Annotated in this window: 19 protein-coding genes; 2 read left to right on the top strand and 17 right to left on the bottom strand. The window is 39.3% G+C overall.

From position 1 onward, the window contains the following. Positions 1–60 precede the first annotated feature (60 nt). The 9 genes from argJ to rpe form a co-directional block, all read right to left on the bottom strand. Positions 61–1,281, bottom strand: a complete 1,221-nt coding sequence (argJ, locus tag KTI79_RS13100) for a bifunctional glutamate N-acetyltransferase/amino-acid acetyltransferase ArgJ (protein WP_032055190.1) — start codon at positions 1,279–1,281, stop codon at positions 61–63. A gap of 133 nt (positions 1,282–1,414) precedes the next feature. Next, a complete protein-coding gene (locus tag KTI79_RS13095) occupies positions 1,415–1,894 on the bottom strand; it encodes a methylated-DNA--[protein]-cysteine S-methyltransferase (RefSeq protein ID WP_032055188.1) in 480 nt (159 codons plus the stop codon). 12 nt (positions 1,895–1,906) lie between these two features. Further along, complete coding sequence (locus tag KTI79_RS13090) at positions 1,907–2,227, bottom strand: DMT family transporter (protein WP_032055186.1); 321 nt, start codon at positions 2,225–2,227, stop codon at positions 1,907–1,909. Positions 2,228–2,376: 149 nt separating this feature from the next. Further along, complete coding sequence (locus KTI79_RS13085) at positions 2,377–3,372, bottom strand: cation transporter (protein ID WP_032055185.1); 996 nt, start codon at positions 3,370–3,372, stop codon at positions 2,377–2,379. 28 nt (positions 3,373–3,400) lie between these two features. Next, positions 3,401–4,156 (bottom strand): copper resistance protein B, encoded by a 756-nt coding sequence (locus tag KTI79_RS13080; protein WP_032055184.1) that lies wholly within the window; start codon positions 4,154–4,156, stop codon positions 3,401–3,403. Beyond that, positions 4,143–5,945 (bottom strand): copper resistance system multicopper oxidase, encoded by a 1,803-nt coding sequence (locus KTI79_RS13075; RefSeq protein ID WP_032055182.1) that lies wholly within the window; start codon positions 5,943–5,945, stop codon positions 4,143–4,145. Before KTI79_RS13075 ends, KTI79_RS13080 begins: the two co-directional genes overlap by 14 nt. Before the next feature lie 40 nt (positions 5,946–5,985). After that, positions 5,986–6,381, bottom strand: a complete 396-nt coding sequence (locus KTI79_RS13070; RefSeq protein ID WP_032055180.1) for a hypothetical protein — start codon at positions 6,379–6,381, stop codon at positions 5,986–5,988. Positions 6,382–6,484: 103 nt separating this feature from the next. Next, on the bottom strand, positions 6,485–7,306 hold the full coding sequence (locus KTI79_RS13065) for a Cof-type HAD-IIB family hydrolase (protein WP_032055179.1): 822 nt from the start codon (positions 7,304–7,306) through the stop codon (positions 6,485–6,487). A gap of 355 nt (positions 7,307–7,661) precedes the next feature. After that, positions 7,662–8,348 carry a ribulose-phosphate 3-epimerase gene (gene rpe / locus KTI79_RS13060; RefSeq protein ID WP_000043044.1) on the bottom strand — a complete coding sequence of 229 codons (687 nt, stop codon included), beginning with the start codon at positions 8,346–8,348 and terminating at the stop codon, positions 7,662–7,664. 184 nt (positions 8,349–8,532) lie between these two features. On the opposite strand from rpe, the gene KTI79_RS13055 reads away from it, so the two are divergent. Beyond that, on the top strand, positions 8,533–8,805 hold the full coding sequence (locus KTI79_RS13055; RefSeq protein ID WP_000843456.1) for a DUF2218 domain-containing protein: 273 nt from the start codon (positions 8,533–8,535) through the stop codon (positions 8,803–8,805). Positions 8,806–8,810: 5 nt separating this feature from the next. Here KTI79_RS13055 and fghA read toward each other — a convergent pair whose 3' ends face one another. From fghA to KTI79_RS13025, 6 genes are all read right to left on the bottom strand, one after another. After that, the gene (fghA, locus tag KTI79_RS13050) at positions 8,811–9,656 is read right to left on the bottom strand and encodes an S-formylglutathione hydrolase (protein ID WP_032055178.1); all 846 of its coding nucleotides are present in this window, start codon (positions 9,654–9,656) and stop codon (positions 8,811–8,813) included. Beyond that, positions 9,625–11,076 carry a C13 family peptidase gene (locus tag KTI79_RS13045; protein ID WP_005071224.1) on the bottom strand — a complete coding sequence of 484 codons (1,452 nt, stop codon included), beginning with the start codon at positions 11,074–11,076 and terminating at the stop codon, positions 9,625–9,627. Before KTI79_RS13045 ends, fghA begins: the two co-directional genes overlap by 32 nt. A gap of 136 nt (positions 11,077–11,212) precedes the next feature. Beyond that, entirely contained in the window at positions 11,213–12,004 is a 792-nt protein-coding gene (locus KTI79_RS13040; RefSeq protein WP_032055176.1) for a class I SAM-dependent methyltransferase, read from the bottom strand. A 9-nt stretch (positions 12,005–12,013) separates the two neighbouring features. Beyond that, positions 12,014–12,679: a tRNA (adenosine(37)-N6)-threonylcarbamoyltransferase complex dimerization subunit type 1 TsaB gene (gene tsaB / locus KTI79_RS13035; RefSeq protein WP_032055173.1), complete on the bottom strand. Its 666-nt coding sequence runs from the start codon at positions 12,677–12,679 to the stop codon at positions 12,014–12,016. Positions 12,680–12,814: 135 nt separating this feature from the next. Then, the gene (locus KTI79_RS13030) at positions 12,815–13,342 is read right to left on the bottom strand and encodes a gamma carbonic anhydrase family protein (RefSeq protein WP_079284351.1); all 528 of its coding nucleotides are present in this window, start codon (positions 13,340–13,342) and stop codon (positions 12,815–12,817) included. 22 nt (positions 13,343–13,364) lie between these two features. Continuing rightward, on the bottom strand, positions 13,365–13,991 hold the full coding sequence (locus KTI79_RS13025) for a CoA pyrophosphatase (RefSeq protein ID WP_079284346.1): 627 nt from the start codon (positions 13,989–13,991) through the stop codon (positions 13,365–13,367). Positions 13,992–14,105: 114 nt separating this feature from the next. Here KTI79_RS13025 and KTI79_RS13020 point away from each other — a divergent pair, with 114 nt between their 5' ends. Beyond that, positions 14,106–14,654 carry an NUDIX hydrolase gene (locus KTI79_RS13020; protein ID WP_032055171.1) on the top strand — a complete coding sequence of 183 codons (549 nt, stop codon included), beginning with the start codon at positions 14,106–14,108 and terminating at the stop codon, positions 14,652–14,654. 56 nt (positions 14,655–14,710) lie between these two features. On the opposite strand, the gene KTI79_RS13015 is transcribed toward KTI79_RS13020, so the two are convergent. Then, positions 14,711–16,639, bottom strand: coding sequence for a hypothetical protein (locus KTI79_RS13015; protein WP_032055170.1), 1,929 nt, complete (start codon positions 16,637–16,639; stop codon positions 14,711–14,713). Between the two features lie 18 nt (positions 16,640–16,657). Further along, on the bottom strand, positions 16,658–17,607 hold a 950-nt coding region (gene filE / locus KTI79_RS13010), incomplete at its 5' end, for a putative pilus assembly protein FilE (protein WP_262468600.1).

The raw sequence follows: 17,607 nt of genomic DNA, 5'->3' as shown, positions 1-17,607 counted from the left end.
ATATCAAAAGATGGGGCTAATAAAAAAGCCTCTTTGTCGAGGCTTGATTATAACTGATATTTAAGAACGGTAATCAGCATTAATTTTGACATAGTCGTAAGATAAGTCACACGTATATACCGTGTCTTTGGCCTGACCACGTCCTAAATCAACACGAATGGTAATCTCGGTTTGAGCCATAACACGCGCGCCCGCTTCTTCGGTATAGTCCTCAGCTGCGCCGCCATCTTTACAGATTTGCACGTCGTCTAACCACACTTGAATTTTAGACACGTCTAAGTCTTTAACGCCTGCATAGCCAATCGCAGCTAAAATACGTCCCCAGTTCGGGTCCGATGCAAAAAGTGCAGTTTTGACAAGTGGTGAATGCGCAATGCTATAAGCAATGTCACAACATTCTTGAGTATTTGCGCCGCCTTCTACAACAACAGTAATAAATTTTGTCGCACCTTCACCATCACGGACAATTAACTGGGCTAAACGATTCATTACACGAGCAAGTACTTCTAACACTTTAGTGTAGCGTGCATCGTTGTCTGATGTGATTTCAGCGCCACCCGCCTGACCTGTTGCTACGAAAATACAAGAGTCATTGGTCGAAGTATCGCCATCAATCGTAATACGGTTAAATGAATGCTCAACCGTGGTTTTTAGTAGCTTTTGTACTAAATCACGGCGAATAGGTGCGTCTGTTGCCACAAAGCTCAACATGGTTGCCATGTTCGGGCGAATCATTCCAGCGCCTTTACTAATACCAGTCATGGTATAAGTCATACCATCAAGTTCAAATTGTTCAGATGCGCCTTTAGGCACAGTGTCTGTCGTCATAATGCCAGTTGCAGCATCATTCCAAGCCGCATCTTGTACGCTATTTAATGCAGGCTGAAGTCCAGCAAGTAAACGCTCCATTGGAAGCTGCTCGCCAATCACCCCCGTAGAAAACGGAAGTACTTCAGAGCTATTTACTCCAGCAAGCTCCGCTAACTTCGCACAAGTATCCTGAGCGTTTTTCAAACCCGTAGGTCCGGTTCCCGCATTGGCATTACCCGTATTAATCACTAAATAACGAGGGTTACCTTCGGCAAGATGGACTTTAGAGACATGAACAGGCGCTGCACAAAATGCATTTTGCGTAAATACACCAGCAACATTTGAGCCTTCTGCAAACTCAAAAATGACTAAATCTCGTCGGTTTTGGTAACGTACATATGCTTCTGTTGAGCCAATTTTTACACCTTTTACCACATGCATTTGTGGCATTGTTACGTCACCGACAGCCATTTTTAGAACATCCAAAGTTTGTTGAATAAGATCAATATTTCAAAAAAAGCGATGCCATGAAGCACTTTCTTCATGAAATATCATAGAGGACAGCTTAGTAGAAAAGTCTAAAAAAATCGAGCGCAAAAACGGCTCATTGTTGCTCTAGTTTTAATAAAATATCTTTCTTATCAAGCCCACCAGCAAAACCAATTAAAGCACCGCCCGCACCAATGACACGATGACAAGGTGCAATAATTGAAATCGGGTTTTTGCCATTGGCAGCGCCAACTGCTCTCACCGCTTTTTCTTTGCCAATTTGAACAGCAATATCTTTATAACTTCTTGTTTCACCATAAGGGATGGTCAATAAAGCAGACCAGACCTGCTTTTGAAATGCAGTTCCTTCGAAATCTAGTGGTAATGTAAACTCACGGCGTTTACCTTCAAAATATTCTTTTAATTGTTGTTCGGTCTTTAATAAAACTGGATGCTCAAGTTGTTCGACCAGCTCAGCCAGTCGAACACGTTTTGGATTTTCATTGTCCCAGAGTACTGCCACCAAAGCATTTTCATTCGCAACTAGCTTTAATTGCCCAACAGGCGAATTGATATACTTATAAGACAGCAACATAGTTTTATTCTCTTAGGACGGCGATGAAATTTTCATTAAAACCAAACCTGACACAATCAATACAGCGGCAATCATTCGCATAACTCCAATAGGCTCATGAAGAAAAAATATACCTACAAGAAATGACCCAATCGCGCCAATGCCTGTCCAAACCGTATAGGCAGTGCCAAGCGGTAAAGTTTTCATTGAAATTGAAAGTAGAACCACACTCAAAATCATAAAAACTACGGTAATAATACTAGGGGTTAAACGGGTAAAACCTTCGGACATTTTCATAGAATATGCCCAAATGATTTCAAATACACCTGCTAAAATTAAAATAGCCCAAGCCATAACATTCACTGATTTTTATAGCGTCAGGTCGTCCCGACATGATTACCCATTATGGGGGAGGTCGTTCCTCCTTTATGTGTGAACTCAGTTTACTTTAAAATAAAAAATGAAGGCAAACCCTATCTAAAGCTTGCCTGTCTTAGAGAAACTTATTCACTTTTTAATTGTAAAATTTTTCGTGCGCCATTTAAGACAAACAAAACAATAATTAATCCAATAATCAAATCAGGATAACTAGAGCCTGTCATGGCAACTAATATTCCCGCGACAATGACACCCAAGTTAACGATGACATCATTTGCAGAAAAGATATAACTCGCCTTCATATGTGCCCCGCTCTCTTTATGGTCACTCATTAAGTAAAGACAACTAATGTTGGCCGCAAGCGCCAATCCACCAATTAAAATCATTAAAATTGAAACTGGTTCACTGCCATATATAAAACGGCGCAGCACATCAATTAACACAATCATGGCTAAGCCAAACTGCAACCACCCCGAAAGATGCGCGGCTTTTAATTGGGCATTTAGATTTTTACCCACCACAAATAAAGCAATGCCATAAATTGCAGCATCGGCAAACATATCAAGCGAATCAGCGATTAATCCTGTCGATGAAGCAATAATGCCTGCCATCAACTCAATGACAAACATGACCCCATTAATGAGTAACAACCATTGTAAAACTTGTTTTTGTGCTGCATTCGTTGAAGAACTAGCTCGAACCTTTTTTGGTTTTTCAACAGGTTCATAATGTGGCTGTGTTTGTTGTAACTCGGCTCCTAATCCTAAACGCTGTAAACTTTGAGTAATCATTTCAGCTTGAAGACTGTGATAAATCGCTAAATGGCGTGCAGGCAAATCAAAATGAAGCTCTTGAATATCATCAGTGTAAGAGGCTAAAGCCATCCGCACCATTTGCTCTTCGGCTGCACAGTCCATGCTAGGAATATGGTAATAACTTACCCATTGGCTCTTTTTAGCTACAGGTTCACTAGGTGTAAAACACTCCTGAGACGATATGCTTGAGCATCCGCAGTTAGAGCTATTTTTACTTAAATGTATTTGATTCTCTTGTTTTTCTAAAGCCATCTTTGCACCATAACTGACACAAAAAACAATGCCATTAGTATAAACCAATGGCATCTGTTTAAGCTTACTTTTTGTTCGGCAATTAGAATTTTAGTGTTAACCCTGCTCCATAATACCAACCATGTTCGGAGTCGGTTCCTGTTTGCCAATCAGTTTGTTTTAAACCTTTTTCATAGCCATAACCGACATCAACAAATGGCATCACCTTTTTATTGATTTCATAACGGGTTTGAAAGCCAGCTTGTAAACTAGATAGCCCTGTTTTACTGGCATAGCGAGCTTCATCTTGCAAAACAACATCTGCTTTTAAATAAGGTTTACCAATTAACTTTTGGGTAAAGAGCAAGTCCCTTTCCGTTTCTAAACTTAACTTCCATAGCTGGTCTTCACCTGCATAAAGATAAGCATCGGTTTCAAAAAAGTAAGGTGCCATGCCATGTAAACCCACAACACCAGCCCAACGATCTTGCTTTTCATCTTCCCGTTGCAAACGCTCGTAGTTTACCCCAGCTTGTACATCCCAATAGTCAGCTATATTTCGGCTATAGAGTACTGAACCGCCATAATTGGCATCTTCTGACTCTGCTTTTTCAACGTGGGCTTTAATGAACAATTTATTTTCATCCGTTCCCACCCAAGTTTCTAATTCAGAAGAAAAACTACCTTTTCCTTCTTCATTTTGAGTCCAGCCAGTATCAATTTTTGTTGCCTGATAGATCTGTCCACCATGTTCGCGTAAATGATCATGAGTTAAAGGCTCTTGAGCAAAAGTAAATACTGATATGCTCGAGAAAGCACCGCAATATATCATTTGAGAAAATAACTTAGTGATGCGCATGACTAGCTCCTTTCTCATTTTCAGATTGAACAGTTGGCTGGGACTGAGCGGGTTGTTGCCCATCGTTGACTTGAGCAACAATTAATTTATTCATCATTCCAGCACTCATGTGATAGAGCAGATGGCAATGAATCGCCCATTCTCCCAAAGCATCGGCTGTCAATAACGCAGTAACGGTCTTTCCAGGTGGAACAATAAGGGTATGTTTATTTGGTAAATTTTCAGCTTGTTGACCATTTTCCAATTGCATAAACATGCCATGTAAATGCATTGGGTGGGCCATCATACTGTCATTCACAAACTTCAAGCGAATACGTTCGCCATACTTAACTTGTAATGGCTCAGCTTCGCTAAATTTTTTGCCATTAATGGTCCAGATATAACGCTCCATGTTGCCGCCTAAACGAATAACAAGCTTTCGTTCTGGCGCACGCGTGTCTGGTTGAGGTGTTAAAGATTGCAAATCGCTATATTGCAGTGCCTTCATGCCCGCTGGTGTCGAAGCATTTGCCCAGCCATAAACGGGCTCATCCTTTTTAGGCTTATTCTCAGATTGCGCAGGCATCTCATGCTTCATATTCATCATAGCGTGGTCATGTTCACTCGATGACATTGCCTGCATATCATGCTTCATTTCAGGCATCGCCGACATGTCGTGTTGCATGTTCATTTGATGGCCAGCATGTTCATCACTTGCCCCATTGCCATGACTCATGCCCATATCATCCATGGTTAGCAAAGAACGTGGACGTGGCTGCGGTATTTGAATTGGTCCTACAGCCTGCGCATTTTCATTGTGCAAAGTCCCAATGGCAAAACCACTGCGGTCAATAGACTCTGCTTCAATCTGATAATTTGGCTGTTTAGGTTCTACAATGACATCGTAGGTTTCGGCTGTACCAATACGAAACTCATCAATTGCAACAGGTTTGACTGGCTGCCCATCTGCACTTACAACTGTCATTTTTAAATTTGGGATTCTAACGTCAAAGAATGACATAGCCGATGCGTTAATAAATCGTAATCGAACCTTCTCGCCAGCTTTAAAATTACCTGTCCAGTTTTGCTGTGGTGTCTTACCATTGACTAAGAAGGTATAGCCCGTCACATCAGACATATCGGTTTTTAACATCCGCATCTGATTCCACATCGAACGATCTTGCCAAGTTGCTTTTAAACCTTGTGTTTTAACTTGCTTCAAAACATCAGATACGGTTTCACGGCGGTTTTGATAATACTCAGCAGATTTCTTCAAATTCTTCATAATGCTATCGCTAGAAGAATTATGAAAATCTGAAAGCATCACTACATAATCACGATCAGTTTTTTCATGTGAAGCTACAGGTATTTTCCCTTTTGGATAAATCACGAGCGGGCCATATAAACCGTCTTGTTCTTGGCCTTTACTATGGGCGTGATACCAATATGTGCCATTTTGTTTCACCTTAAAACGGTAAACAAAGTCTCCGTTTGGCGCGATTCCTTTAAAATTATTAAAACCCGGCACACCATCCATTAGTCCTGGCAGTAATAACCCATGCCAGTGTAAAGAGGTATCTTGATTCTTTAATTGGTTATGGACGTGAATAACAGCCTCATCCCCCTCTTCAAACTCAAGGAGTGGTGCTATAAATTTTCCATTTACGGTAATTCGTTTGAGCGGCTGACCGGTAACATTGACCTGTTGTTCATTAATATTAAGGTGATATTCCTTAATTGCCGCGAGGGTCCATGGTGAAACCAATAGACCAAATACAGCGACGAGGCTGCTAATTGTTTTATGAGACATTGCTGTAATCCTTTGAACTAAAAAAATAAGTAAGAAAGGATTAAGCTTTTGGAGGACGTAAAATTTCTTGCCAGTATCCGGCTAAATGCTGAGCCTGATAAATACTGCTAAATTGAGACGAGATGGGAATGAACTGCGAGTCAATATCTGGTACAGCTTGCTGTAATGCCAAATTCACAATTTGACAATGAACTGGGTTACAGTCCTGACAATGCTCACCATGCGAGTGAACAGCCTGTGTCATATTTTGATGACATACAGTCTGATCATCTGTTTGAACATGCATATTCTTATGCGAAGTTTTTTCACTATGACACGGCATCGTATGAAGATCATGCTGCATAGGCGTCTGAGCAACAGACACACCACTCCACCCAATGACCAAAGTCATTAGGAACACAAACCAAGCATACTTGCGTAAGTGGTGTAGAGCCATTGTGGTTTATCGCCTAGAGCCGATGAGTGATCTTAATGCCATTAGCATAACTAAGTTTTAAAAGAGATACAATTTTCTATCTTAACTGCTTATTATAGAGCAATTAAGCAAATGGGGGTCGATGCTGAAGTACTAAATCAATCACCTCTAATGCACCTTCTTGCTCATTACTTACAGTGGTATAGGGCGCCACCGCTTTTAATGCTTCTACTGCATTTTCAACTGCAAACCCATACCCCACAGCTTTAATCATCTGCATATCATTGTTGTTATCACCAATCGCAACCACTTGATTAGGTTCAACCTGCCATTTTTGTAGTAATAACTTCAAACCATGTGCTTTATGCTGGTCGGGAAGAATCAAATCAATAAAATTAAAACCACTTGAAACAGGTACCAAAACTTTATCTGCTACAAAACTTTGCTTCTGAAAATGCTCAAAAATCGCAAAGCTTTCGTTTTCCTGAGCGGTAAAAGTAATTTTGCACACCAAGTCATCTAGTGCATAAAAGTCATCTACAACTGTCAGTTTTTCAAAATATCGGGCAACTTTGGCATAGTCTTCTGCGTTCATACTTCTATGCACGTAAGCACTTTGTTTTCCACAGATCACCATGGTTGAGGTATACGCTGGGCCAATCGCTTTTAAAATCTCAACGTATTGTTGCTGACTTAAATGAGCAAAAGCTAATTCTTGCCCCGCATCTACAACATGTGCGCCATTTTCTGCAATAAAAGCAATCTCATGATTAATTTCTGGAAAATAGGTAACAAGTTTTGCAAGTTGATTACCGCTAGCTACCACAAAATGAATATTATTTTGTTTTAGTTGTTCATATTGTTTTAAAAAACGTGCTTTGTTGTACTGCTTTTTGGAATTAAGAAAAGTCCCATCCATATCTACCGCTAAAATTTTTACTGTCATTAATGATCAAGGTCTCTTACTAAAAACTTATTAAACCAAATTTAGCTTTATTTTTCATGACACTTTTACAGTTTTATACGTATGTATGCACAAAAAGTTTTACACAGAGCTGCATCGTTTTTTGCACAGGTTATTTTTTAGCAAAGCTTAATAAAAAGCCAGCTAATAAATTACTCAACACGCATAAAAAAAGAACGCCAAAACGTTCTTTTTTCATCGTTTTTGTCTATAGAATAAACGGTTGATCTAATTTTGTTTATTTTACCAACATCTTATCCATACGGTTATCAACACAGTTATCCATACAGTTATAAACAAAGTTATCCACAAGCTTATTCTCAGTTCAACAAACTTTTTAAGCGTCTACACTGCCTACTTTCGCAAGCTCTGCACGCATTTGATCAATCACAACTTTATAATCTGGTTGACCAAAAATAGCTGAACCAGCAACAAACATATCTGCACCCGCTTCTGCAATTTCACGAATATTTGCAGGGCCAACGCCACCATCAACTTCTAAACGAATATCACGACCACTTGCATCGATAATTTTGCGCGCTTCACGTAATTTTTCTAAAGTCATTGGAATGAACTTTTGTCCACCAAAACCAGGGTTTACACTCATTAATAAAATTTGGTCAACTTTATCAAGTACATAATCTAGATAATGCAATGGCGTTGCTGGGTTGAAAACTAAACCTGCTTTAGCACCACCAGATTTAATCAGCTGTAATGAACGATCAATGTGATGAGATGCTTCTGGGTGGAATGTAATAATATCTGCGCCTGCTTCTAGGAAATCGCCAATAATTCGATCAACTGGAGATACCATTAAATGCACATCAACAGGAGCTGTAATCCCATAGTTTTTTAAAGCCTTACATACACCTGCACCAAAAGTTAAATTTGGAACATAGTGGTTATCCATCACGTCAAAATGCACTACATCTGCACCTGCGGCTAACACTTTGTCTACATCTTCGCCTAAACGAGCAAAATCGGCAGATAAAATAGAAGGAGCAATCAAATAAGGCTTGGACATAGGTGGATGACCTGGCTAGAAGTTTAAGGAGAGACTAAAAATTATAACAAAAAAGAACCTACTTGGCCCGCCATTCCTTGCTTAAATGACAACATTTCAAACTTGCAACGTAACGTTGCAACAATAGAATGCTAACGGCGAAACGAATTTGTTAAGGTACATTAAACCAATGTGAGGATTGATAATGAAAAGCACAACTCATCTATTAACAAACGATGGAAAACGCATTGCAAAACGTCTAGTTAATCATTGGAAACATAAATTTGAAGTACAAGAAACTGAACAAGATTTTAAAATCTTAATGCCTACCGCAACCATTACGCTTGCACCAGAAACAGAGCAGTTAAACGTTGCTATTGATAGTCAGTTAGATGACCACAACCACTTAGAAAAAGTTGTTCTTGATCATCTAAACCGTATGGCTCAACAAGAATTTCAAGTTGAATGGCAACACTAAATTAATTAACCAGATACCTTTTCTAACTGGATTGCATGAAACTGTAAGTGCTCATCCATAAAGGTTTGAATAAAGTAATAACCATGATCGTAGCCAGCATGTTGTCTTAAAGTTAAAGGCTGTCCTGCTTTTAAACATGCTTGCTTAAATTTTTCAGGGTGAAGTTGTTCATAAAATTGATCATCTAACCCCTGATCAACCAAAATTTCGTCAAATACTGCCCCATTTTTTGAGACCAATGCTGTGGCATCATGAGCCAACCAGCTTTCACGGTCTGCACCCAAATAATGGCTAAAGGCTTTGTCGCCCCATGCACATTCAGTTGGTGCACAGATCGGAGCAAAAGCAGATACCGACTTAAACTTTTCTGGATATTTAAACGCTAAAGTTAATGCACCGTGACCACCCATTGAGTGTCCAAAGATACCAACTTGTTGAGCGTTTACAGGAAAGCTTTTTAAAATGAGTGGATATAACTCATCAATTAAATAACTTTCCATTTGATAATGCTCAGACCACGGCGCTTGTGTTGCATTAATATAAAAGCCCGCGCCTTGCCCAATATCCCAATGATCCCCTGCTGCGACTTGTTCTCCACGAGGAGAAGTGTCTGGGGTAATCAGTATGAGGCTCAGTTGTGCTGCCATATGCTGTGCATGTGCTTTAATGGCAAAAGTTTCTTCAGTGCATGTTAAACCCGCTAAGTAAAACAAAGTTGAGCAAGCTTTACCTTCCAAAGCTGCTGGTGGTAAATAAACACCAAACTTCGCTGGTCCTTTTAAATAAGAAGATTCAAATTGGTATATGCGCTGATCACCCTCAAAGCAGCGGTTTTTTTGCAGGAGTTGCATCGTTTTTAGCCTCTGTTTTTGTTTGAGCAATATCTACACTACCCGTATTTTGCTGAGGAAATAGATACTTTTCCAATTGAGGTAGCATAAGTTCCATATTTTTACCGATCATCCACTGAGGTTCTGAAGGTTCAACACCTTGAGCCACTTCCCATTTAGTTACCGTTTGCTTAGCTGTGTTAAACGAATCTTTCATCGACGATTGCTCTCGCATAGCCAAATCAAAGAAAGCTCGACCAAAATAGGTATAGTCAGCTTCGTTATTACATCCAAAAGAAGTCTTATCAGCAGCCGATGCAGTAATAATTAAGGTATCAGGAGACTGTAGAGCAGGAATAAAACTTCCTGAATAACAGGCTGAGATCACAATTACACGCCAGCGAATACCGGATTTGTCCAGTGTTTCTCGCAACCATTTCGGGTCCACTTGCCCTAAATCTAATGGTGCATTTTCAATTTCGAAGTGATTTTGCTCACCATGTGAGGTCATATATAAAAATAGGACATCACTATCACGGTTCATTTGCTGGCCCATACGACGTAGTGCCAGTTCAATACTTGTTTTAGAGGCAATTGGAATCTCTGTACGGGTATCTGGATTATTGACCAGCATCATTGAGCGCCCAATCGTTCCAAAGCGTGTATCAAACTGTTCTTTAATACGGACCACTTCCGATTTAAAAACATCTTGATAACTATCGCCAGCAACACCTAAAAAATACCAATGGCTTTTGGCGAGCTCACCATATTGCACTTGCTCTAAAGAATCGTTCAACAACTTACTTTGCGCATAAAAAGCATCTTCAGCAAACGTTGGAGCCGAATCTTCCACCTTCCAAATCGGTTGATCTTTTACGGAAAGTTGCCACACTACCATTGTTGCAATAGTCGCAACCATAACCAATGCACGTTCCCACCAGGGCCATTTAAGCTCACGTGAGAAAACCCAAATTACCGCTAAACTTTGCCACACGAACAAAGCTACAAATAAGCTCGGTAAAATTCCGTTATAAATAGCATCTGGAATAAAGTTGAGATAACCGTTAGACCCCAAATACTGGATTAAACATTGAATTAATAAGATATTTGTATCTAGAACCAGCCAAAGTAAAGCAGGAACTAGCATTAAACGAGGTTGATTGGTTCGCTGTGATAAGAAAATACCAACAATTAAGGCAATGAATGGCCAAAGTGCATAACCAATTAAACCTTGTGAATTGAAATCACCGATTTGACCAGCGACAAGCCAACTATATAGAGAGTTAGTACATCCCCCTAAAATTCCCCAGACAATGAGCTGAAGGATAGATGGATGCACAATCTGTAAAGAACGTCTCGACCCCAAAAACAGCCACATTCCGGCAATTTGGTTGCTTTTAAAATCATGCCAAAAATTAATGGAGGGTTTAAGATCAATCATAGAAGGTTTTCAAAAATTTCGTTTTTGACAGGCATCTTAAGTGTATGCCTGCTAAGAATTTTAGCAATCATGCTTTTGAACTATATCACATATATTTGTGCATTATTCAAGCAATAAAACCTAACCTTACATAAGCCTACTGAAAATACGCATCAAAACGACAAGCATCTCCTTGCCATTGATGAGCTGGCTCTTGATTTGCCAAGAAAATAGCATGGCGCGGTCGTTTAACGACTACACGTTTAGCAACTTTCTGTGCCAAAACCAGCAGATTATCACCTAAATCCATCTCACCATCTTCGGGTAAAAGTAGGTGTAAAAGCTGCATCTGTTTTTTAACTTGAGCTTGTTTTTTGATGGCTTGGTGATTCTGATCACGCTGTGGAAACATCGGATCTAGATAAACCACATCAACCATTTGAGCTGTTTGTTGTAACTGTTGTAAATAACTTGCAGAATCAGCAAAGATCAGTTGAATACGATCCATAAATTGACTTAGAAATGGATCGTGGTCCGCCTGAGCTTTTGAATCTTCAAGCAAAGTAAATAAAATCGGATGGCGCTCAACCAATTGTATTTGTGCGCCTAAATAAGCCATGAGTAAACTATCGTGACCCAAGCCTGCTGTAGCATCAACCAGTATTGGTTTTTCACCTAACTGACAAGCACGGGCAATCATTTCTGATTTAAGACTTGCACGCTTTAAACGGGGAATTTCTGCTTTCCAATCGGGTTGCATTTTCATGCCATTAGCAGATAACCAAAGTCCGTTTTCATCTACACAAAGGGCAATTTCAGGATTGAAGCGTAAAAACCGTGCATTCAGCTTTTCAATTGGCTGTAAATCGACAGTCACACCTCTAGAACAAAGCACAGCTTGGTAGTGCTGTGCCTGCTCTTGAAAATCTACTTCAAAATATATGTGCATGATTAGCCTTTATTTTGCTTTACCCTGATCTGCTATCTTTTTCCACGCATCATCACGTAAATAAACTGGCAAAGCATGTTCGGCATCCACCCACTGCTTTTGTGCAGCATAAACACGTGCAATAGAAGCAATATCCTGTGCAGTTGCAGTGATTGTTTGATGCTCTGCATCAGCTTGAAGTAGCTTCGCACCCGAACCAATTAAGCAATGTTTTGCATAAGCAGCTGCTGGTTCATAGCTCATTAATTTTTCTTCATCAATACACTGCATAATACCTTGTTCATCTAGAACAAAACTTGCAATGTAAACTTCATTCATGCGCGCATCGAGCACAGCAGTCACTTGTTCCAAACCTTCAAGTCGGTATGCCGCTTGTGCTAAAGCTTGCAACGTAGAAACTGGAACCACAGGTAAATCTTGTGACCAAGCTAAAGCTTGGGCAACAGCAGCATTAATTCGAACACCACTAAAAGAACCTGGTCCACGGCTAAAGGCAATCGCATCTAAACCAGCAATTTCAAGACCTGTTTGTTGTAGCCCCTGCTCAATCATAGGCAAAATAGTCTGTGTTTGTGCTTTCGCCCGCGTATCGAGTTGAAAAAACAGTTCTTGGGTTTCATCGATTAATGAAATGGAACATTGCTCGTTTGCAGTTTCCAACGCCAGCAGTTTCATGCACAACCTTAGTATTCAATCAGATTAAAAACGGAAGTTATGATACCCCACTCGGCTCTGATAGGCGAGTTGTTCTATCTCTAAATAAAAATGCCAAGCTTATGCTTAGGATACAAAATAACTTATTAAAAAATTTTAAAAGTGAAACTCTTTTAAATCTGTATAGTTCTTAAAGTGTTCAGCATAATGCAATGCACTCAAGCGTATTTTTGCCGCGCCATCTTCATCTAAAGTTTTGACAATTTTGCCAGGTGAACCCATCACTACGGAATTATCTGGAATTACTTTTCCTTCAGGAATTAAAGCATTAGCACCAATAATACAATTTTTACCGATCACAGCCCGATTTAAAATTACGGCGTTCATACCAATCAAACTATTATCACCAATCGTACAACCATGCAGCATGACTTTATGCCCGACTGTAACGTATTCACCAATATTTAGCTCAAGTCCAGCATCGGTATGTAATACCGAATTTTCTTGAATATTAGAGAAATCACCAATCCGAACCACACAGTTATCAGCACGAACTACAGCTCCAAACCAAATGCTGACCTGACGGCCTAATTCCACTTGCCCAATCAGCGTTGCGGTTGGAGCAACCCAGCCATCCCATGGCTCATGTAAGGCTTTTGGGTGCTGTCCTTGATAGCTATACATCATAATTTATCAATCCTGATCTTTATTTTTTATGAGAAAACTTTGGCATTCCAAAGGTTGGTGAGTTAAGTAAAAATGGCCAATCTTTTTGATAACCCAATCCATATTTAAACAGAGCAACTAACATACGAGCAGTTAAGCCCCAAATAATTTCATTATCAATCTGTAGGCTTGGAAAATATAAAGACTGATGAGCATACCGAACTTCATAGGGTGTTGGACGCGTCTCTATAAGTTGCTGTAACGGGACAAAGAAAATTCGATCAATTTCGGTGGGCTGTGGTATTAAAGTCACCTCTGGAGGAATAAGTCCAACGATCGGTTTTACAGACAAACCACTTCTTGCACGCTGCATCGGCAAATCACCGAGCAACTGTACATCAAACGGATTTAAAGCTGTCTCTTCTTGAGCTTCTCTTAACGCTACAACAATATTACTGGTATCACTAGGATCACGCTTTCCCCCAGGAAAAGAGACTTCCCCCGCATGGTTGTTCATATGTATTGAACGGCGTGTAAGCAGTACCTTGGGGTCATTCTCATTCGTAATTGCAATCAGTACTGCAGCTTGTGCTTCTTGTATGCGGGTGGAAAAGCGCAATCTTTGCTGTAACTTTTGTGTTAGCAAGTGCTCTTCCATACCTTTCACCTATTATTCTGTCTCTCTTTGCATCATATCTGAAAATCAAAGTTAGGGAATAGAGTTGATGCGTAAGTCTAAAAATTCAGTTATGCTGAGGCATCTCTATACTCGATGATAATTATGAGTTTCTGTGTAGCGTGTGGGCATAAAACCGAACAAAAAATTCCTTTAGGTGATCATAAAGTACGCCGTGTTTGTACTCATTGTGGAAATATTCACTATGAAAACCCCAAAGTAATCTGCGGTGCCTTAGCGTTATGGGAAGACAAAGTATTACTCTGTCGTCGTGCAATTGAACCTCGTTATGGATTGTGGACATTACCTGCTGGTTATATGGAATTGTTCGAAACCATGGAACAAGGAGCAGCACGTGAAACTCGTGAAGAAGCAGAAGCTGAGATAGAAATAGAGCAACTCTACTGCATGTACAACATTCCTCGTATTGGCCAAATTTATGTTCTTTTCAAAGCACAGCTGAAAGATGGCATTTTTGGTGCAGGTGAAGAAAGTATCGAGAGTCGTCTGTTTGAAGAACATAAAATTCCATGGGGAGAACTCGCCTTCCCTAGTGTCGAACATACACTAAGACATTATTTTGAAGATCGTAAAAAACAAGTATTCCCAACCCATCTTGAAACTTTGGGTACTCGTTTAGACCATACAGGTTAATCAATTAGATAATAAAAAAGACCGCTTTTGCGGTCTTTTTTATGTGTCTTTTATTTTTAAGATTTAGTCTTAATCTGATAACAATCAGCTGTTCTAAGTGTCACAGTTCCCGCCATACGCTGACCTAAAGCTTTTTCAGTCTCAGTCGGAGCAGGGGAAATATCTTTAATATTATTATAAACCTGTTGATAAAAAGCATACGGATTTAACCATGAAACTGTCTTGTTATCGTAGGTAGTAAGATTCGCACCACTGGTCTGCCCTTGTAATAAGTTCGCAACGTTAATTTTTGCGCCACTTACAAGTAAAGTTTGGCTACCAGTTTGAGAAGTACTTTGAACAACATTTGAATTTAGGCCGACTACAATACCATTTAAATTCCCTAATTGAGGCACCCCAAAAATCATTCTTACTGTAATTGACTTATCATTGGCGGCAGACTCTGTTCCTCCAGTTGTACCAATTCTGTACTGCTGAACCCCATTGTTATCAATTAAACTGGTATTTGAAACCACTCCACACTGACCAGACATGTCTGTCGCAGTAGCATTAGGTTTAATATCTGTTCTAATGTCTCCATTTTCATCAACTACAATACCTAAATCAATAGGTGCAATCCCTGCTGTATCAAATTTAAAGTTTAGAGTTGCATATAATGGGAAAATATAAGTTTGACCAGATTTGACATTATTAGCTGTTTTAAAGATCTGATTAGACAAATAGCTCGCAGGGCTTACCTTATAAATATCCATAGAACCATTATAATTTTGGTTATCAACACTCTGTTTCCATAAAGCATACTGCTGAGGATTAGGAGTTTTAGTATTCGTTAACCCGAAATATGAACTATCACGTCCTGCAATAAGTGAATCATTTAATAATTTGCCTTGATAAATCACTAAATCTTCATTTGTATTGCTAGAAGTTTTTAAACGGAATGGTTGTGTTGATTTAATTTCTGTCTGTATTGGATCAAGCCAAGCAGTTTGCGAGTCTGCAACCATTTGAGTTGGCTTAGATTTCGTCAAGACATTTAATACTGCACTAATTGCTAACTGGCTTGTAATTGTACTCGTTCCTTTCCATTGTAAGCCATAACCAAATGTATATCCCCGACGATCAGATAGTAAGAATAAATTACCAAACATATGTTGGGTATTAGCGCTATTTTTTGGACAATCTGCTAAATTAGTTAAATTACATCCATAAAAATTTTCAGATATTAAATTAGGCTCAGCCAAAGTAATATAATCTGATTGATATAACCCTACTAAACTTAAGTGTGCCAACTGGGTTACCAATTCAAAAGCTTGCGTATCTGTTACTGGACTTACATCTAACCATGGTTTCAAAATATTGGCATAAGCACCATTTTTCCATTCTGTAGCTGTAATATTTTGAACTAAAATATTTAAAGTATTTTTCTTCTCATCGGTAAATTGGGTTGGCTGCAAATCACCAGCAACATGATCTCCCCTCTCTAAGCCAACGCTTTGAAAAAGTTTTACTAATGCCATTGCAACCCGCACTGTAGGATCATTCTGGTTAAGTGAGGTTGGTGTTTGCCCAGTTAATCCAATCGCCATATCCATGACTTTCAAACGTGGCGGAACAGTCATCTGAATTTTTGAAACAGTGTCTAACTTAACAGAGCCTAGTTCAATTTTTCTTGTAGCTTTGGTATCTTGCAAATAAAAACTAGCAGTATCGCCTGCTTTACAAGATCCGATAACACTATTTCCAGAAGCCTTAGTAACAAAACTTAGATTCGCTGCACTACTACAGGTAAAATTAATACCCGGTATTGGGTAATCTAAAGAGAATTGTAGACAATCACTGTTTGTTACGGAACAACTTCCATTAGCAGTAGCTCCTCCTGATCCATTTGTAGGATTCTCATTTATTGTGGAACTACCACCACCACAACCGTTTAGCATCATTGCCAATGTGGTAAGTGCAAAAGGCCATAAAACTTTTTTATTCATTAGATATCCTACTTATTTTTAACGTAATACTGAAATTTGAATTTGTCCCTGATTCGTTAACTCATTTTCTGCCACATCTACGGCAGAGGATAATGGCGTCAACATCATGTAATGTGCTAAGGGTGGTAATTTTAAAACACCTTGGATTGATGCGTGTTGTAATAGAGTAGAAGGATACGATTTACTCTTGAAACCGCTCACCCCCTCTAAAATACACCCTTTATCATCTAAAAAAATAACTAAAGGCCAATAATATAAAGGTCTTTCATTACTAGCAGCGAATGACATAAGTTTTAAATGTTGAATTGAAGGACCAAGCTTTATCAACTCATACTCAAACTTTTCTTTAAGAGGTTTTCTTGGCCACAAATTTACTTCTTTATTTATATTGAGCTTTTTAATTGATTTATTATAATTTTTAATAAAACATTTATCCTGTTCAAAAGTTGCTTCTAAATCTTGAGAAGATAAACGTATATACGTCGGCGCTAATACCACTGCCGACTCTGTATCTTGAGTATGTCGATTAAAAAGCTGATCCAACGTTGATCGACTTAGACCTTTTTTACGTTCTATTGACTCAGTTCTGCCTAAACCATCTGGCACGATATAAAAACGTTTTTTTCCTTCTAAATTAAACTCTTGGTCTTCAAGATATTCACTATTTACATATTCTATGCCATCAATAGTAGTAAATTTAGACTTATCTTGTGAAGAATTTGGCTCAGGGGAAGCCTGTGAAGTACTTTTGATCGGAGGTGGAATTAAAAGTAATTGTTTCTGCCATTCATTATTAGATGCCGTCTGAAGTTCTACATTTTCAATAGGTGTTTTTAATTCATGACTATTTGCTGAAGTAGGCTGAGTATTTTGAGCTTTTTGCGGTGCAGTCGGTGCAGTCGGTGCAGTCGGTGCAGTCGGTGCAGTCGGTGCAGTCGGTGCAGTCGGTGCAGTCGGTGCAGTCGGTG

This window comes from Acinetobacter sp. WU_MDCI_Abxd143 (genome assembly GCF_025514195.1).
GTDB lineage: Bacteria > Pseudomonadota > Gammaproteobacteria > Pseudomonadales > Moraxellaceae > Acinetobacter > Acinetobacter pittii_H.
The sequence above is the reverse complement of the archived record's forward strand: the minus strand, read 5'-3'. Positions and strand labels throughout refer to the sequence as shown.

What these genes read in the sequence shown, in the direction of transcription:
- argJ (WP_032055190.1), bottom strand. Translation starts at nt 1,281, where the DNA reads ATGGCTGTCGGTGACGTAACAATGCCACAAATGCATGTGGTAAAAGGT.
- KTI79_RS13095 (WP_032055188.1), bottom strand. Translation starts at nt 1,894, where the DNA reads ATGTTGCTGTCTTATAAGTATATCAATTCGCCTGTTGGGCAATTAAAG.
- KTI79_RS13090 (WP_032055186.1), bottom strand. Translation starts at nt 2,227, where the DNA reads ATGGCTTGGGCTATTTTAATTTTAGCAGGTGTATTTGAAATCATTTGG.
- KTI79_RS13085 (WP_032055185.1), bottom strand. Translation starts at nt 3,372, where the DNA reads ATGCCATTGGTTTATACTAATGGCATTGTTTTTTGTGTCAGTTATGGT.
- KTI79_RS13080 (WP_032055184.1), bottom strand. Translation starts at nt 4,156, where the DNA reads ATGCGCATCACTAAGTTATTTTCTCAAATGATATATTGCGGTGCTTTC.
- KTI79_RS13075 (WP_032055182.1), bottom strand. Translation starts at nt 5,945, where the DNA reads ATGTCTCATAAAACAATTAGCAGCCTCGTCGCTGTATTTGGTCTATTG.
- KTI79_RS13070 (WP_032055180.1), bottom strand. Translation starts at nt 6,381, where the DNA reads ATGGCTCTACACCACTTACGCAAGTATGCTTGGTTTGTGTTCCTAATG.
- KTI79_RS13065 (WP_032055179.1), bottom strand. Translation starts at nt 7,306, where the DNA reads ATGACAGTAAAAATTTTAGCGGTAGATATGGATGGGACTTTTCTTAAT.
- rpe (WP_000043044.1), bottom strand. Translation starts at nt 8,348, where the DNA reads ATGTCCAAGCCTTATTTGATTGCTCCTTCTATTTTATCTGCCGATTTT.
- KTI79_RS13055 (WP_000843456.1), top strand. Translation starts at nt 8,533, where the DNA reads ATGAAAAGCACAACTCATCTATTAACAAACGATGGAAAACGCATTGCA.
- fghA (WP_032055178.1), bottom strand. Translation starts at nt 9,656, where the DNA reads ATGCAACTCCTGCAAAAAAACCGCTGCTTTGAGGGTGATCAGCGCATA.
- KTI79_RS13045 (WP_005071224.1), bottom strand. Translation starts at nt 11,076, where the DNA reads ATGATTGATCTTAAACCCTCCATTAATTTTTGGCATGATTTTAAAAGC.
- KTI79_RS13040 (WP_032055176.1), bottom strand. Translation starts at nt 12,004, where the DNA reads ATGCACATATATTTTGAAGTAGATTTTCAAGAGCAGGCACAGCACTAC.
- tsaB (WP_032055173.1), bottom strand. Translation starts at nt 12,679, where the DNA reads ATGAAACTGCTGGCGTTGGAAACTGCAAACGAGCAATGTTCCATTTCA.
- KTI79_RS13030 (WP_079284351.1), bottom strand. Translation starts at nt 13,342, where the DNA reads ATGTATAGCTATCAAGGACAGCACCCAAAAGCCTTACATGAGCCATGG.
- KTI79_RS13020 (WP_032055171.1), top strand. Translation starts at nt 14,106, where the DNA reads ATGAGTTTCTGTGTAGCGTGTGGGCATAAAACCGAACAAAAAATTCCT.
- KTI79_RS13015 (WP_032055170.1), bottom strand. Translation starts at nt 16,639, where the DNA reads ATGAATAAAAAAGTTTTATGGCCTTTTGCACTTACCACATTGGCAATG.